This window comes from Pseudomonas sp. NPDC089395 (assembly GCF_044749525.1).
Taxonomy (GTDB): Bacteria; Pseudomonadota; Gammaproteobacteria; order Pseudomonadales; family Pseudomonadaceae; genus Aquipseudomonas.
In genome coordinates, this window is record NZ_JBIVID010000009.1 from 217,148 (window position 1) to 233,993 (window position 16,846).

At 63.5% G+C, this 16,846-nt stretch carries 13 protein-coding genes; 4 read left to right on the forward strand and 9 right to left on the reverse strand.

Annotation, left to right across the window (positions count from 1 at the left end; all coding sequences use genetic code 11):
* The 6 genes from selB to fdnG all read right to left on the reverse strand — a co-directional run bounded on the left by selB (position 1) and on the right by fdnG (position 9,105).
* Positions 1-1,923, reverse strand: a complete 1,923-nt coding sequence (gene selB, locus ACIPZG_RS20135) for a selenocysteine-specific translation elongation factor (protein ID WP_400716372.1) — start codon at positions 1,921-1,923, stop codon at positions 1-3.
* A complete protein-coding gene (gene selA / locus ACIPZG_RS20140; protein WP_400716374.1) occupies positions 1,920-3,347 on the reverse strand; it encodes an L-seryl-tRNA(Sec) selenium transferase in 1,428 nt (475 codons plus the stop codon). Before selA ends, selB begins: the two co-directional genes overlap by 4 nt.
* 155 nt (positions 3,348-3,502) lie before the next feature.
* On the reverse strand, positions 3,503-4,429 hold the full coding sequence (gene fdhE / locus ACIPZG_RS20145) for a formate dehydrogenase accessory protein FdhE (protein WP_400716375.1): 927 nt from the start codon (positions 4,427-4,429) through the stop codon (positions 3,503-3,505).
* 4 nt (positions 4,430-4,433) lie between these two features.
* Positions 4,434-5,090: a formate dehydrogenase subunit gamma gene (locus ACIPZG_RS20150; protein WP_400716377.1), complete on the reverse strand. Its 657-nt coding sequence runs from the start codon at positions 5,088-5,090 to the stop codon at positions 4,434-4,436.
* The gene (fdxH, locus tag ACIPZG_RS20155) at positions 5,087-6,037 is read right to left on the reverse strand and encodes a formate dehydrogenase subunit beta (RefSeq protein WP_400643193.1); all 951 of its coding nucleotides are present in this window, start codon (positions 6,035-6,037) and stop codon (positions 5,087-5,089) included. The genes ACIPZG_RS20150 and fdxH overlap by 4 nt, the downstream gene beginning before the upstream one ends.
* Positions 6,037-9,105: a formate dehydrogenase-N subunit alpha gene (fdnG, locus tag ACIPZG_RS20160; RefSeq protein ID WP_400716379.1), complete on the reverse strand. Its 3,069-nt coding sequence runs from the start codon at positions 9,103-9,105 to the stop codon at positions 6,037-6,039. The genes fdxH and fdnG overlap by 1 nt, the downstream gene beginning before the upstream one ends.
* Positions 9,106-9,954: 849 nt before the next feature.
* On the opposite strand from fdnG, the gene ACIPZG_RS20165 reads away from it, so the two are divergent.
* The 3 genes from ACIPZG_RS20165 to ACIPZG_RS20175 all read left to right on the forward strand — a co-directional run bounded on the left by ACIPZG_RS20165 (position 9,955) and on the right by ACIPZG_RS20175 (position 11,186).
* Positions 9,955-10,224 carry a hypothetical protein gene (locus ACIPZG_RS20165; protein WP_400716381.1) on the forward strand — a complete coding sequence of 90 codons (270 nt, stop codon included), beginning with the start codon at positions 9,955-9,957 and terminating at the stop codon, positions 10,222-10,224.
* 4 nt (positions 10,225-10,228) lie between these two features.
* Positions 10,229-10,501 (forward strand): DUF3077 domain-containing protein, encoded by a 273-nt coding sequence (locus ACIPZG_RS20170; protein WP_400716383.1) that lies wholly within the window; start codon positions 10,229-10,231, stop codon positions 10,499-10,501.
* 211 nt (positions 10,502-10,712) lie between these two features.
* A complete protein-coding gene (locus ACIPZG_RS20175) occupies positions 10,713-11,186 on the forward strand; it encodes a heme-binding protein (protein WP_400716385.1) in 474 nt (157 codons plus the stop codon).
* Between the two features lie 92 nt (positions 11,187-11,278).
* Here the strand turns inward: ACIPZG_RS20175 and ACIPZG_RS20180 are convergent, their stop codons facing one another.
* The gene (locus tag ACIPZG_RS20180; RefSeq protein ID WP_008089760.1) at positions 11,279-11,830 is read right to left on the reverse strand and encodes a single-stranded DNA-binding protein; all 552 of its coding nucleotides are present in this window, start codon (positions 11,828-11,830) and stop codon (positions 11,279-11,281) included.
* Between the two features lie 9 nt (positions 11,831-11,839).
* Positions 11,840-13,234 carry an MFS transporter gene (locus tag ACIPZG_RS20185; RefSeq protein WP_008089762.1) on the reverse strand — a complete coding sequence of 465 codons (1,395 nt, stop codon included), beginning with the start codon at positions 13,232-13,234 and terminating at the stop codon, positions 11,840-11,842.
* A gap of 129 nt (positions 13,235-13,363) precedes the next feature.
* Between ACIPZG_RS20185 and uvrA the strand changes: the two genes are divergently transcribed.
* Positions 13,364-16,198 carry an excinuclease ABC subunit UvrA gene (gene uvrA, locus ACIPZG_RS20190; protein ID WP_400716387.1) on the forward strand — a complete coding sequence of 945 codons (2,835 nt, stop codon included), beginning with the start codon at positions 13,364-13,366 and terminating at the stop codon, positions 16,196-16,198.
* A 69-nt stretch (positions 16,199-16,267) separates the two neighbouring features.
* Here uvrA and bfr read toward each other — a convergent pair whose 3' ends face one another.
* On the reverse strand, positions 16,268-16,732 hold the full coding sequence (gene bfr / locus ACIPZG_RS20195; RefSeq protein WP_008089766.1) for a bacterioferritin: 465 nt from the start codon (positions 16,730-16,732) through the stop codon (positions 16,268-16,270).
* Between the last annotated feature and the right edge of the window lie 114 nt (positions 16,733-16,846).

Consider the following 16,846-nt stretch of genomic DNA (forward strand, 5'->3'; position numbering starts at 1 on the left):
TCAGTGCCTGGCTTGCTGCTGGGCCAGGGCGCTGTCGGCACGGATGTGACGCTGATCGGCAACCCTGCGGGTCAGGCCGATGCGGTCGAAGTATTCGAGAATCTGCACACTGCGCTTGCGACCGATGCCCAACATATCGCGAAACGCGGCCACCTGCACTATCGGCGTTTCGCTGGCTTGCGCGAGCAGCAGCTCTGCCATGCGCTTTAGCGTCGCCTCGGGATAGAACAGGTCGCGCACCACCTGGTGCACCAGCCCCAACCGCGCCAGCTTGCGCAGCAAGAGTCGCACTTCAGCCTCGGCACACTTTTCTCCAGTGGCCAACGTCCTGACCCAGGGCGGATCGTAGCGCCCCTCCAGCAACTTCGGCAGCAGGCTTGCCCACAAGGCGTTGTCGGCCTCGCTCAGCTGTACCTGGTGATCGGGCAAGTGCAGCCACGGCCCGCTACTGGCGACCGTACCGTCATTGAGCAGCTCATCCAGCAGGCTGACGAACACCGGGCGCTCCAGCGGCAAGGCCGCAAAGCGGCGCAACCGGTCACGGTCCGGGCCGAGCTGGTCGGGCTCCTGTTCGTGGAACTGGGCCAACTGCGCCAGAACTTGCCGCTTGAGCGCTTGCCATTGGCCGTTGGCGAACAGCACCGGGCCCTGCCGCGTGGCCACCACCAGCACGTCCTGCGGCAGATGCCAGGTTTCACGCAGCCGATTGAACTGGCGCTCCAGGCGCTGCGGATCGAGGCCGCCAGGCGCGCTGGCGAGCAGTGCCGGCAGGGCTTGTTCGAGGTCCTCGGCATCGCGCAGCACCTGCAACTGACGCAGGCGCTCGTCACTGCGACGCTGGCGGCTTGGCGCAAACGGGTCGAGCACCTTGCCGCCACCCAGCGTTCGCTGTGCGCGCTGATCGCGCAGCACCAGGCGGTCGCCGTGCACCGCTTGCAGCGGCGCGTTGAGCAGCAGCTGGGCGAACATGCGCTGGCCCGCCGCCAGGGATTCGCCTTCAAGCAACGCCACCCGCGCCGTCACATCCTGGGTGCCGAGGTGCACGTGCACGGCGCTGAAGTGTTCGAAGAGGCGCGTCTCGCTCGGCAGCAGGTTCACTTCGATATCCACCCGGGCGCTGGGCGCATGCAGCCACTCGGGCACCAGCCAGTCGCCACGATGCACCTGCTCCACCGCCAGGCGTTCGGCGGCGATATTCAGCGCCACTCGCTGGCCGGCCTCGGCCACCAGCGCGGTCTGGTTCTGCGCATGCAGGCCACGCACCCGCACCGCTTTACCGGCCTTGCCCAGCAACAGCGTGTCACCGGCACTGACGCGACCGGCCAGCGCCGTGCCGGTCACCACGACACCTGCGCCAGTCACGGCAAAGGCACGGTCCACGGCCAGGCGGAAACCACCGCGCACGCTGCGCTGGCGCACACGCGCTGCGGCCTCCAGCAAGGCCTGGCGCAGCGAGTCGATGCCCTCTCCTGTGATGCTCGACAGCGGAAACTGCCGCGCCCCGGCATACGGCCCCGGCGTCAGCAGTTCGCGGACTTGTACCTGGACTTCGGCCAGCCGCGCCGGCTCGACCCGGTCGCATTTGCTGATCGCCACCAGCGCCTGGGGAATACCCAACAGCTCAAGGATCGCCAAGTGCTCTCGGGTCTGCGGCATCACACCGTCATCCGCGGCCACCACCAGCAGCACCAGGTCGATGCCATGGGCACCGGCCAGCATGTTGTGGATAAATCGCTCATGGCCTGGCACATCGATGAAACCGGTCAACGGCGCGCCTTCGGCGAGCGACGCATAACGGTAGCCCAGGTCGATGGTCATGCCTCGGTCGCGTTCCTCCTGACGCTGGTCGCCGGGCTGACCGGTCAGGGCCTGAAGCAGCGCGGTCTTGCCGTGGTCGATGTGCCCGGCGGTACCAACGATCACTGCACCGGCCCCAGTTGCAGGGCGGGCAGTTGCGCCAACCACTGGGCTTCGTCGTCGAGCTGGCGCAGGTCAAGCCACAAGGCATCGTCATCGATGCGCCCGAGCACCGGCACGGGCAAGTCGCGCAGGGCACGCTCGAGCACATGCAGGCTGCGCCCGCGCAGTTTCTTCGACACCTGCGGGCGCAGGCACAGGGCAGCGCTCGGCAAGCGCGCCACCGGCTGGCTGCCGCTGCCGATCATGCCCAGCGCGGGCTCCACGCTGACCGCCCATTGCTCGCCGAGGCGGGCTTTGAGTTCAGGGGCCAGGCGCTCGGCCTGGGCCTGGATGTCGGCCTGGCTGCGGGTAAGCAGGCGCAGGCTCGGCAGGCGCTCGGCCAGGCGGTCGGGGTTGCGGTATAGCGCCAGCACCGCTTCAAGTGCAGCGAGGGTGATCTTGTCGACGCGCAGGGCGCGCTTGAGCGGGTTTTTCTTGATCTTGGCGATCAGTTCCTTGCGGCCGACGATGATGCCGGCTTGCGGGCCGCCCAGCAGTTTGTCGCCGCTGAAGGTGACGATGTCGGCGCCGTCAGCCAGGGCCTGGCGCACTGTCGGCTCGGCGGGCAGGCCCCAGCGCGTCAGGTCGAGCAGGCTGCCGCTGCCGAGGTCTTCGAGCAGTGGCAGTTCATGCTGGTGAGCGATGCGTGCCAGCTCGGCGGTAGGCACCTGGGTGGTGAAGCCCTGGATGCTGTAGTTGCTGCAATGCACGCGCATCAGCAAGCCGGTACGCGGGCCGATGGCCGCTTCGTAATCGCGGGCGTGGGTGCGGTTGGTGGTGCCGATCTCGTGCAGCTTCACCCCGGCGCGGGCCATGATGTCGGGGATGCGGAAGGCGCCGCCGATCTCGATCAGTTCGCCACGGGAAATGATGCCCTCCTTGCGTGCGCCGAGGCTGTTGAGCGCCAGCAGCACGGCGGCGGCGTTGTTGTTGACCACGGTAACGGCCTCGGCGCCGGTGAGCTCGCGGATCAGGCCTTCGATGAGGTCGTCACGGTCGCCGCGCTTGCCGGTGGCCAGGTCGAATTCGAGGTTGAGCGGGTAACGCGCGGCGGTCTGCATGGCTTCGACGGCCTCTTCCGGCAGCAGGGCGCGGCCGAGGTTGGTGTGCAGCACGGTGCCGGTGAGGTTGAACACGCGACGGACCTGGCTGCGTTGCTGCACGGCCAGACGTTCGCCGGTGCGGCCCAGCAAGACTTCGGCGGCCAGTTCGGCGGCGCTGAGTTGGCCATGGCGAGCAGGATCGCGCAGGTCATCGAGCAGCTGGCGCAGGGTGGCCAGGACGGCGTCGCGGCCGTGGCGGTCGATCAGCGGGAGGCAGGCCGGGTGGCGCAGGAGGGTGTCGATGGACGGCAGGCGTGGGGTGTCGCTGGCGGGGCTTGGAGACATCAGTTACTACCTTGGACTGGTCTGTTGTCTGTTCGGGCCCTTTCGCGGGACAAGCCCGCTCCCACAGGTACCCCGCTGAGTCCGAAATCAGCTGCATACCTGTGGGAGCGGGCTTGTCCCGCGAAAGGGGCGACTCGATCTTGCAGTGTAGACACTCACCCACCACCCGGTGCGAGCATCAGGTTCGGTGCCAGGCGATGGAAGCCCTCCTCGTCCAGCCGAATATCCAGCGCCAGACTGGCGAGGTCATCGGCCAGCGGCTCGGCTGCGGCATCGTTCTCCAGATAATTCTGCTTCAGGTAGCTATTGCACCCCGGACAGCACTCGGCCTGCAACGGCGCCTTGCCTGGCGCATGGCGATCATCCTCCAGGCTGGTGTAGCGCAAATCCTTGCTCGACTCGCAATACACACACTTGACCCGCACCACATGCCATTCACAGGCACACAGTGAACAGGCCAGGTACCGCAAACCGTTGTGCTTGCCGCGGTTGCGCACCACCCCGGCCATCGCCGGCGACCCACAGGCGGGGCACTGGGCCAGGCTGTCGGCAGGCTTCAGTTCAGGCGCAGGCAGCGCCAGCAGCCAACTGGACCAGGCCGCTTGCAAGGCGGCGCCAATGAACGGCACCAGCCCTGCCGGCACCGCATCATATTGACCAGCGAGCAAGGCGATACCCCAACCCTTGCGCTGGCTGTCGTCACTCCCTCGCAGCAGGTGCAGCGCCTCGCCCAGCGGGCCGCTGGTTTCAGCTTCGAAGTGTGCGAGCAATGCCTGCAACCAGACCAGCCACGGCCCCTCACGCACCAGGCTGTCGGCAGCCAGCGGCGGCAGCCCATGACTTATGCACAGGCGCTGGCGCTCCTCGGCCACCGGCAAGGCACCGGGCGGGTTATCCACAAGCTGCTGCTGGACACGGCACAGGCGCGCGACCAGCTTCAGGTACCGGCCCAGCGCATTGCCCTCGGCCAGATGCTCCAGGCGGGCGGCGCGCAGTTCGAACAGGTTGGCGGGCGGCAGATGCAGAAACGGCGGCATCACGGCCGACGCTTCGATCTGCCCGGGTTCGAGTATCGTGCTCAAGCGTTCATCCTTCTTTACGTCCGTGCGGGTGTGGCGGCTTGTCGTCCGTCACTTCGCGGTACCACAACTCATGGTGCTTGCGCGCCCAGGCGCGGCTGACCCAGCCATGCAGCATGGCGCCGATCGAGCCCTTGATCCAGATGCCGGCGTAGATGTGCACGATGATGCTGAGGATCAGCACGAACGCCGCCAGGGCATGGAGCAAGGTGGCCAGGCGAATGACGCCGATTTCGAAGTAGAGGCTGAAGTACGCGCGCCAGATCACCACGCCGCTGATCAGCAGCACCAGCATGCACGCGAGCAGGGTCCAGAACAGCAACTTCTGCCCGGCGTTGTACTTGCCGATGGGGGGAACGCCGTCTTCCCGGTTCACCATCACCCGGTCGATGCGGCGCAACCACAGGCGGTCGTTGGCGGTGATGAAGTTGGCGCGCCAGAAGCGAAACACCAAGCCAAGGAAGAATACGAACATCGCCACACCGAGGAACGGGTGCAGGATGCGCGTCCAGGGGCCGCCACCGAACAGATGGCTGAGCCAGAACAGCGCGGGGTGGAACAGCGCCAGCCCGGACAGCCCGGCGAGGATGAACAGGATGGCGACGACCCAGTGGTTGGTCCGCTCGTTGGCGGTGTACCGCAGTATTGGCTTCTTGTCGTTCATGGCCGCTGCTCCCCTTGCCCGCCGGGCCGATTGGGGTCATAGACATGGACCGCCGGGTCCACCTGATGCACGCTGTCGTCCGGCGGCGTGGGGTGTTCATCCTCCTCGACCCGTTGTGGGCCGATCCGCACGTAGTGGAAGAATCCGGCCAGTACCGCAGCGCCCATGGCCAACAGCGCCAGCGGCTTGGTAAAGCCTTTCCACAGGCCCACCAGCGGGCTGATCACGGGTTGGTCCGGCAGGCCTGCATACAGCCTGGGCGTATCGGCGTGGTGCAGCACATACATGACGTGGGTCCCGCCGACGCCGTCCGGGTCGTACAGCCCGGCGTTGTCGAAGCCCCGCGACTTGAGGTCGACGATGCGCTCGGCGGCATGCACTTTCATTTCGTCCTTGCTGCCGAAGACGATCGCCCCGGTCGGGCAGGTTTTCACGCAGGCCGGCTCCAGGCCCACGCTCACGCGGTCGGAACACAGGGTGCACTTGTACGCCTTGTGGTCCTTCTGCGAGATGCGCGGAATGTTGAACGGGCAGCCGGTGATGCAATACCCACAGCCGATGCAATGGTCCTGGTTGAAGTCAACGATGCCGTTGGCGTGCTTGATGATCGCCCCCGGGCTCGGGCAGGCCTTCAGGCAACCGGGGTCGGCGCAGTGCATGCAGCCATCCTTGCGGATCAGCCACTCCAGGTTGCCGTCGTCGCGCTCGTGCTCGGTGAAGCGCATCAAGGTCCAGGTCTCGGCGGTGAGGTCCTGGGGGTTGTCGTAGGTGCCGTGGTTGTGGCCGACCTCGTCACGCAGTTCGTTCCACTCCGAACACGCCACCTGGCAGGCCTTGCAGCCAATGCACTTGGTAGTGTCGATCAGCTTGGCGACTTCCTGCTGCTGGCGTACCGAAGGCGGTACGGTGGTGGTGGCCGAGCGGGCGATGATGTCTTGGCTGGCCATCAGATTTTCTCCACTTTGACGAGGAACGACTTGGACTCCGGCGTCTGCGTGTTGCCATCACCCAGGAATGGCACCAGGGTGTTGGTCAGGTAGCCGTGCCGCGTCGCACCGGTGAAGCCCCAGTGCAGGGGAATGCCGATCTGGTGCACGGTCTGGTTGTTGACCTGCAGCGGACGAATCCGCTTGGTCACCACCGCCACCGCCTCGATATGCCCGCGCTTGCTCGACACCCGCACCCGGTCGCCAGCCTTGATGCCTTTCTCGTTGGCCAGTACCTCGCCGATCTCGACGAACTGCTCGGGCTGGATGATTGCGTTGAGGGGGCAGTGCTTGCTCCAGAAGTGGAAGTGCTCGGTCAGCCGGTACGTGGTCGCCGCATAGGGGAACTCGTCGTGGGTGCCGAGGGTGTCCCACACCGAATCGAAGATCCGCCCGGCCGGGTTGCTGGTGGCCTTCTTGTTCTGCGGATGCAACGGGTTGATGCCGATGGGCGTCTCGAACGGCTCGTAATGCTCGGGGAACGGGCCTTCGGCCATCTTGTCGATGGCAAAGAAGCGCGCCACGCCCTCGGGGTTCATGATGAACGGGTTCATCCCGGCCTCGGGCGGCGAGTCGACCTTGAAGTCGGGCACGTCGGTGCCAGTCCAGGCCTTGCCGTTCCACCACACCAGGCGCTTCTTCTCCGGGTCCCATGGCTTGCCTTGCGGGTCGCTGGAGGCACGGTTGTAGAGGATGCGCCGGTTGGCCGGCCAGGCCCAGGCCCAGTTCTGCACCTGGTGCATGCCGAACGGGTCGCTGTTGTCACGGCGCGCCATCTGGTTGCCCTGCTCGGTCCAACTGCCGGCGAAGATCCAGCAACCCGACGCGGTGCTGCCGTCGTCCTTGAGTTGGCCGAAGCCCGCCAGCTGCTGCCCTGCCTTGATGACCGCGCCAGTCGGGTCGGTGACATCGGCTACCGCCCAGCCGTTCATCTCCTTGGCCAGCTCTTCCGGGGAAGGCTCTTCAGGAATCTTGTACGGCCAGTGGATGTTCATCATGGCATCCGGGTAGGCGCCACCCTCGGTCTGGTAACGGTGGCGCAGGCGCAGGAACAGCTCGCTCATGATCTGCACATCGGTGCGGGTTTCACCCGGGCCATCGGCGCCCTTCCAGTGCCACTGCAGCCAGCGGCTGCTGTTGACCAGCGAACCGTCCTCCTCGGCAAAGCAGGTGGTGGGCAGGCGGAACACCTCGGTCTGGATGTTGGCCGTGTCGACATCGTTGAACTTCCCGGCGTTGCGCCAGAACTCCGAAGTCTCGGTGGCCAGCGGGTCCATGATCACCAGCCACTTGAGCTTGCCCAGTGCTGCGGTGACGCGGTTCTTGTCCGGCAGCGCGGCGATCGGGTTGAAGCCTTGGCACATGTAGCCGTTGACCTTGCCCTGGCTCATCATCTCGAACATGCGCAGCACGTCGTAGGCCGGCACGTCGAGCTTGGGCAGCCAGTCGTAGCCCCAGTTGTTTTCCGCCGTGGCATTGGCGCCGTACCAGGCCTTCATCAGGCTGACGTGGAACTTGCCGTAGTTCTGCCAGTAGGACAGTTGCCCCGGGCGCAGGGGTTTGGAGGCGCGCTTGTCGATGTAGGTGGCGTAGTCCTGCTCGGCATCGCCGGCCAAGGTCAGGTAACCCGGCAACGAGTTCGACAACAGGCCCAGGTCGGTCAGGCCCTGGATGTTGGAGTGCCCGCGCAAGGCGTTGACGCCACCACCTGGCATGCCGACGTTGCCCAGCAGCAACTGGACCATCGCCGCACTGCGGATGATCTGCGCGCCAATCGAGTGCTGCGTCCAGCCCAGTGCATAGAGGATCGTCATGGTCTTGCCCGGTACCGAGCAGGTGGCGATCTCTTCCCAGATCTTGAGCATGGCGTCCTGCGGCATGCCGCAGGTCATGCTGGCGATTTCCGGGGTGTAGCGGCTGTAATGCTGCTTCATCAACTGGAACACGCAGCGCGGGTGCTGCAGGGTCGGGTCGACCTTGGCGAAACCGTCCTCGCCCAGCTCGTAGCCCCAGCCCGACTTGTCGGCATACACGCGCTTGGCCTCGTCGTAGCCGCTGAACAGCCCGTCCTCGAAGCCATAGTTCTCTTTGACGATGAACGACACGTCGGTGTAGTTGCGCACGTACTCGTGCTGGATCTTGTCGTTGCTCAACAGGTAATTGATCAGCCCGCCCATGAAGGCGATGTCGGTACCGGTACGGATCGGCGCGTAGTAGTCCGCCACCGAAGCGGTACGGGTAAACCGCGGGTCGACCACGATCAGCCGCGCCTTGTTGTGCGCCTTGGCCTCGGTCACCCACTTGAAGCCGCATGGATGCGCTTCTGCTGCGTTGCCACCCATCACCAGGACCAGATTCGCGTTGGCGATATCGGACCAGTGGTTGGTCATGGCGCCACGGCCATACGTCGGGGCAAGACTTGCCACCGTCGGGCCATGTCAGACACGAGCCTGGTTATCGAACCCCAGCATGCCTGTTGCGCGGATGACCTTGTGGGTCAGGTAGCCTGCCTCGCTGGAGGCGGCGGAGGCAGCGAGGAAACCGGTGGTAAGCCAGCGGTTGACCGTCTGCCCCTGGGCGTTCTTCTCGATAAAGTTGGCGTCACGGTCCTGCTTCATCAGGTCGGCGATGCGATCGAGCGCTTCGTCCCATTCGACCCGTACCCATTCCTTGCTCCCTGGCTTGCGTACCTCGGGGTACTGCAGGCGGCTGGGGCTGTGGATAAAGTCGAGCAGGCCGGCGCCTTTCGGGCACAGGGTGCCGCGGTTGACCGGGTGGTCGGCATCGCCTTCGATGTGGATGATGTTCTGTTTGACGTTTTTGCCCGCATCGCCCTGGCTGTACATGATCAGGCCGCAGCCGACCGAGCAGTAAGGACAGGTGTTGCGGGTTTCTTTGGTGTGCGCCAGCTTGAAGTGACGCACCTGCTCGGCGAACGCAGGCGTCGGGGCCATGCCCAACGCTGCCAGGCTCGAGCCTCCAAGGCCGACGGCGGCGACCTTGAAGAACTGCCGACGGTTGAGGTCCATCGTGCACTCCTGATCAGGTGTGTGGACGCACGGAACATGGCCGGCGTCTCTTGCGTAGTCACGGTGGCGGCTTTTTGATGGCCGCCAATAGGTAAGACTAGTCAAGAAACGCAAAGGTGCGATGACTTGGGTCAGGGGTGTGGGGTGTTGGGCATGTCTTGGGTCTTAGGGTGGTGCGCAAATCGAGTTAAGTGCCTGTCTTGGGTCTTGTGGTGGTGCGCAAATCGAGCGCCGCCCGCGCGGCGCATCGCGGATAAATCCGCTCCTACATTTGTTGCAACGTGCCATTCCTGTCAGGCCATGGTTGTTAGCCTTGGTGCATGTCTTGAAATTGCAGGGGCGCCGGCAGCGCCAGCCGAAAAATCTCGCCGTGCCAACAAGGCTGGCAACCATGCCCCATCAGACATAGGCACGTTGCAACAAATGTAGGAGCGGATTTATCCGCGATGCGCCGCGCGGGCGGCGCTCGATCTCATAGGCGCTAAATCTTTCATGGCGAGCACCTGCATGCCCCGCCAGCGATCAGCCGTAAGATATTTCTGAACCTGAAACCAAATGCTTCAGGATTTGCGTCTTTGGGAATTATCCTACGGCCGCTGCTGAAGTTTCGCTGTTGTCGGGGAAATGCCTCACGGATAACGTTCTCGGGTCGCTTCGGCGACCGGGTGTGAGAAACCCGACCGAAAAAAAATAGCAGCACCTTTATGGTGGCCGTACGTGGGCAGGCTTCTGCCTGGCCGGGTTTTTGCCTTTTTTTCCTCGGTTTTCTCACTCCACGTACGGCTACCACCCAATCCGTGAGAAAGATTCAAGTGGTAGTTCCCATTTTGAAAAAATAGGAATTACATCATGAAGAAGATCGTCCCCGATCCTCCCCGCCGTAAACCTATCATCACCCCATTCTTCACCGTTCAATCCGACATGTACCCGCCCGACGCCCTGGTCCACGCCAGCGAGCTACTACGCGGCGTCATCGAAACCCTCGACGAACACTGCTGCTCCCGCGCAGGCGAACACGGCCTGAGCATGCTGGGCAATGCCATGCATGCCAGCGAGATCGCGTTTGCGTTGGTGGAGCATGTGCACGCTCGACTTTATGGCCAACAGGCCCAGAGGTGACGAGATGGCGGATGAAACCAAAGTCCTCACCACCGCCGGCGTGGAGACGTTCCTCGATGTCGGTAACCCACCTATTGATCTGCTGCGGGTACAGCCGGGCATTCCGATCGATGATGCCTATGAGCAGGTTTCGATACTGCTGGGCTATATCAAGCACCTTGTGCGCGAGGGCGACATGGAGGATGACCACAAGTTGCTCGGTGCAGCAGACTACCTGAGTGCCTTGGCCAAGGCGTTAATGAATGATATCGAGATGGCCAAGAACCGGTTCCACTGACCTCAAGGGCCCTATCGCTGGCAAGCCAGCTCCCACAGGTAGCCCACTGATCTCAAGTGCAGTGGAGCACCTGTGGGAGCCGGCTTGCCGGCGATAGGGCCAGCAGCGACAACACACCTACCGGGCATCATTTTCGGAAAAGGACTACATCCTTGAGCGACAACCGCCTGCTAGGTTGCCCGACCGAACAGTCCTCAGGGGTAATGCTCGCATGAACTCGAACCACATCCGTGCCAGTCTTTTCATGTGCTCGCTGTTATTGGCAGCAACCTCACAAGCCGACGCTCCCTCCCCCATCACCGCCGAAGCCGCCCGCACAATGGCCGCCGCCGCCGAGCGCGCTGCCCGCGCCCAGGGCCATGCCATCGTCATCAGCATCGTCGACAACCATGGCAACCTCAAACACTTCCACCGCATGGACGGCACCAGTAGCGGCAGCATCAAGGTCGCGCAGCTCAAGGCCTCGACCTCGGCCCGCTTCCCGCTTTCCTCCGGCTCGCTCGCAGAACGAAGTGCCGCACTTCCAGCAAACCCCTATGCGGCTCTCCCAGGCTTCACCCTGTTGGGTGGCGGCCTGCCAATCATGGATGCGAAGGGCCGGCATATCGGCGGCATCGGCATCAGCGGCGCAACGCCGGAGCTGGATGCGGAGTTTGCCCAGGCAGCGCTGGATGGCGATGCCTGACTGCCACTCCCACCGTGACGATTCACTCGCATAAAAAAACCCAGGGCCAATGCCCTGGGTTTTTGCTCTAGCGTGACGCCCTACCGCTCTGGTCAGAACGGAATATCGTCATCGAAGCTGTCGAAGTCAGCCGCTGGCTGTGGCGCAGGCTGCTGCGGCGCTGGGCGCTGCTGGGCCTGTTGCGGGCGCGGGGCCTGCTGGCGCTGAGGCGCCTGGTTGTACTGTTGCTGCTGGCCGCCCTGGTTGTAGTTGTTACCACCACCCTGGTTGTATTGGTCGCCGCCACCTTGCTGGTTCTGCGGACGGCCGCCGAGCAGCTGCATGGTGCCCTGCATGTCGACGATGATTTCAGTGGTGTAGCGCTTGATGCCGTCTTTTTCCCACTCGCGGGTCTGCAGCTTGCCTTCGATGTACACCTGCGAACCCTTGCGCAGGTATTCGCCGGCAATTTCGGCAACCTTGCCGAACAGCGACACACGGTGCCACTCGGTACGCTCGACCTTCTGGCCCGACTGCTTGTCGGTCCACTGCTCGCTGGTAGCCAGGCTCAGGTTGGTCACGGCGTTACCGTTGGGCAGGTAGCGGACTTCGGGATCCTGGCCACAGGTGCCGACCAGAATGACTTTGTTAACCCCACGGGCCATAACGTTCTCCTAGGCTTCGCACGCCGAAGAGGCTGGGTTCACCAGACGCTCGAGGGTCGCACGGTCCAAAATTTTCGTATCCAGTTTGATATAGATGGCGGCCTCTTCTGCCACCACCACAGCGTCGGTCACACCCGGCACAGCCATCAGGCGTTCGGTCAGCCCAGCTTCCCGGACTGCTTCAGGCGTCAGCGGCATGCGCAGGCTGGTCACATAGGGCGGCTCGTTCATGCGCAAGGCCACGATCAGCCAGATGGCACACAACACCGCGCAACCGAGGAACACTGTGCTCAGTCCGCCATGCTGGAACAGCCAGCCACCGAGGATTCCACCTAACGCAGCACCGAGGAACTGGCTGGTGGAGTACACCCCCATCGCCGTCCCCTTGCCACCAGCAGGTGACACCTTGCTCACCAGCGAAGGCAACGATGCCTCCAGCAGGTTGAATGCGGTAAAGAATACCACGGTGCCAATCACCAGTCCGCGCAAACCGTCAGCCCACTCCCAGAAGTATATCTCCGTGAGTAGCAGCACACTGACCGCACCGGCCAACACACGTTTCATCTTGCGCTTTTTCTCGCCGTAGATGATGAACGGGACCATTGCAAAAAATGAGACGAACAGCGCAGTCAGGTATACCCACCAGTGCTCCTCCTTCGGCAGGCCGCCGCGCTCGACGAGCGCCAGTGGCAGTGCGACGAAGCTGGCCATGAGGATCGCGTGGAGCACGAAGATACCCACGTCCAGGCGCAGAAGGTCCGGATGGCGCAGGGTCGGGCCAAGGGCCTGGCGCGCCACGCCCGATTCGCGGTGCTGCAAGGTGCTGTGGGTGTTGGGCACGACGAAGGCGATCAGGGCCATGCCGACCAGGGCAAGTCCTGCCGTGGCCAGGAACAAACCTGACAAGCCAAAGGCGCGAGTCAACAATGGGCCGACCACCATCGCCACCGCGAACGACAGGCCGATGCTCATGCCGATCATGGCCATGGCCTTGGTTCGGTGCTGCTCGCGGGTGAGATCGGAAAGCAGCGCCATCACCGCGGCAGAAATCGCCCCGGCGCCCTGCAGGATACGCCCGGCGATCACCCCCCAGATGGAATCGGCCTGGGCCGCCAGCACGCTGCCCAGGGCGAAGATCACCAACCCCAGGTAGATCACCGGGCGACGGCCGATGCGGTCGGAAATCATCCCGAACGGGATCTGCAGGACCGCCTGGGTCAGGCCGTAAGCACCAATGGCCAGGCCGATCAGCGCAGGGGTGGCGCCGGCCAGGTCCATGCCGTAGGTGGCCAGCACCGGCAAGACCATGAACATGCCCAGCATACGAAAGGCAAAGACCAGGGCCAGGCCGCCAGCGGCGCGGGTTTCGCTGCCACTCATGCGCTCGTTGTGGGTGTCGTGCATGGATTAACCTCGTGTGAACCGGCGGCGATTCTATCAGTCCGACAGCTTGACGGCATCTACGCGACGCTTTGCCGCGTACTGGCAGGGCGCCGTATACTTCCTTGTTTATGCCCGCCAAGCGAGGCCGCAGTGGACAAGATCCTGATTCGTGGGGCGCGTACCCACAACCTTAAGAACATCGACCTGACCCTGCCACGCGACAAGCTGATCGTGATCACCGGCCTGTCCGGGTCCGGCAAGTCGTCGCTTGCCTTCGACACACTGTACGCCGAAGGCCAGCGCCGCTATGTGGAGTCGCTGTCGGCCTATGCCCGGCAATTTCTGTCGATGATGGAAAAGCCTGACGTCGACACTATCGAAGGCTTGTCGCCGGCCATTTCCATCGAGCAGAAGTCGACCTCGCACAACCCGCGTTCGACGGTTGGCACCATCACCGAGATCTACGACTACCTGCGCTTGCTCTATGCGCGCGTAGGCACCCCACGCTGCCCGGACCATGACATTGCGCTGGAGGCGCAAACGATCAGCCAGATGGTCGACCTGGTGCTGGAGCGCCCGGAAGGCAGCAAGCTGATGTTGCTGGCGCCGGTAATCCGCGAGCGCAAGGGTGAGCACCTGGCCGTGTTCGACGAGCTGCGTGCCCAGGGCTTCGTGCGGGCGCGGGTCAACGGCAAGCTCTATGAGCTCGACGAACTGCCCAAGCTGGACAAGCAGAAAAAGCACAGCATCGACGTGGTGGTGGACCGCTTCAAGGTGCGCGCAGATCTGCAGCAGCGCCTAGCCGAATCGTTCGAAACCGCGCTCAAGCTGGCCGACGGTATTGCCCTGGTGGCACCGATGGACGACGAAGAAGGCGAAGAGACGATTTTCTCCGCACGCTTCGCTTGCCCGATCTGCGGCCATGCCATCAGCGAGCTGGAACCCAAGCTGTTCTCCTTCAACAACCCGGCTGGCGCCTGCCCCACCTGTGACGGCCTGGGCGTGAAGCAGTTCTTCGACACCAAGCGCCTGGTCAACAGTGAGCTGACCTTGGCCGAGGGTGCGATCCGTGGCTGGGACAGGCGCAACGTCTATTACTTCCAGATGCTCGGATCGCTCGCCGCGCACTACGGCTTCAGCCTTGAGGAGCCATTCGGCGAACTGTCGGCCGAGCACCAGAAGGTGATTTTGCAAGGCAGCGGCAAGCAGACGGTCGACTTCAAGTACCTCAACGACCGGGGCGACATCGTCAAACGCTCGCACCCGTTCGAAGGGATCGTGCCGAACCTTGAGCGCCGCTACCGCGAGACCGAGTCCGCCACCGTGCGCGAAGAGCTGGCGAAGTTCCTCGGCACCCAACCCTGCCCCGACTGCCGCGGCACCCGCCTGCGCCGTGAGGCGCGGCATGTGTGGGTGGGCGAAAAGACCCTGCCGGCGGTCACCAACCTGCCCATCGGCGAGGCCAGCAACTATTTTGGCGCGCTGACACTGACCGGTCGCCGTGGCGAAATCGCCGCAAAGATCCTCAAGGAAATCTGCGAGCGCTTGCAGTTCCTGGTCAATGTCGGCCTCGACTACCTCACCCTCGACCGCAGCGCCGATACCCTGTCGGGCGGCGAAGCCCAGCGTATCCGCCTGGCCAGCCAGATCGGCGCCGGCCTGGTGGGGGTCATGTACATCCTCGATGAACCGTCCATCGGCCTTCATCAACGGGACAACGACCGCTTGCTGGCCACCCTTAACCACCTGCGCGACCTGGGCAACACGGTGATCGTGGTCGAGCACGACGAGGATGCCATTCGCCTGGCCGACTACGTCGTGGACATCGGCCCGGGTGCGGGTGTGCATGGTGGCCAGATCGTGGCCGAGGGCACGCCGCAGGAGGTCATGGACCACCCTGACTCGCTGACCGGCAAGTACCTGTCGGGGCGCAAGAAGATCGTCGTGCCGGCCAAGCGCACCCCGCGCGACAAGAAGCTGCAGCTCAAGCTCAAGGGCGCCCGTGGCAACAACTTGCAGAACGTCGATCTGGAGATTCCGATCGGCCTGCTGACCTGCGTGACCGGTGTGTCCGGCTCGGGCAAGTCGACGCTGATCAACAACACCCTGTTCCCGCTGGCAGCCACTGCGCTCAACGGCGCAAGCACCCTGGAAGCCGCCGCGCACAGCAGCATGGACGGCCTGCAGCATCTGGACAAGGTGGTCGATATCGACCAGAGCCCGATCGGCCGCACACCGCGCTCGAACCCGGCGACCTACACCGGCATCTTCACCCCGATCCGCGAACTGTTCTCCGGCGTGCCGGAATCGCGCTCGCGCGGTTATGGCCCGGGTCGCTTCTCGTTCAACGTCAAGGGCGGGCGCTGCGAGGCCTGCCAGGGCGACGGCCTGATCAAGGTTGAGATGCACTTCCTGCCGGACATCTACGTGCCGTGCGACGTGTGCAAGAGCAAGCGCTACAACCGTGAAACCTTGGAGATCAAGTACAAGGGCAAGAACATCCACGAGGTGCTGGAAATGACCATCGAGGATGCCCGCGGGTTCTTCGACGCGGTACCGGCCCTGGCGCGCAAGCTGCAGACCCTGATGGATGTAGGTCTTTCGTACATCAAGCTGGGGCAGTCGGCGACCACTTTGTCCGGTGGCGAAGCGCAGCGGGTCAAGCTTTCGCGGGAGCTGTCCAAGCGCGATACCGGCAAGACGCTGTACATCCTCGACGAACCGACCACCGGGCTGCACTTCGCCGATATCCAGCAACTGCTCGATGTGCTGCACCGTCTGCGCGACCACGGCAACACCGTGGTGGTGATCGAGCACAATCTGGACGTGATCAAGACGGCCGACTGGCTGGTGGACCTGGGGCCGGAAGGTGGCTCCAAAGGTGGGCAGATCATTGCCTGCGGCACCCCGGAAGAACTGACCAAGATGAAACAGTCCTACACCGGCCATTACCTCAAGCCGTTGCTGGAGCGTGACCGGGCCTGACTGGCCTGTGGATGAAAAAAGCCCCTGGTACCGTGGGTGCCAGGGGCTTTTTTGTGGCCTGTGGATAACTTACATCTGCGACTGCAGGTAGTTCTCCAGGCCGATGACCTTGATCAGGCCCTGCTGCTTCTCCAGCCAGTAGGTGTGATCTTCTTCGGTATCGGCCAACTGCGCGCGCAGGATGTCGCGGCTGATGTAGTCCTTGTGCAGTTCGCACAGTTCAATGCCTTTGCACAGCGCGGCGCGCACCTTGTACTCGAGCTTGAGGTCGGCCTCGATCATTTCCGGCACGGTGCTGCCCACTTCCAGGTCATCGGCGCGCATGTCCGGTGTACCTTCGAGCATGAGGATACGGCGCATCAGCGCATCGGCGTGCTGCGTTTCTTCTTCCATCTCGTGGTTGATACGCTCGTAGAGCTTGGACAGGCCCCAGTCTTCGTACATGCGCGAGTGAATGAAGTACTGGTCGCGTGCTGCCAGTTCGCCCTTCAGCAACGTGACGAGGTAGTTGATTACGTCCGGGTGACCTTGCATCGCCCTGCTTCTCCGTGTTGAAACTTGAATACCACATAGTGTGAACCAGCTTTTCGTCTCGGTCACTGAAAAACGCGCAATTAGAAGCAAAAAATCGGTTAAACAGTAGTGATA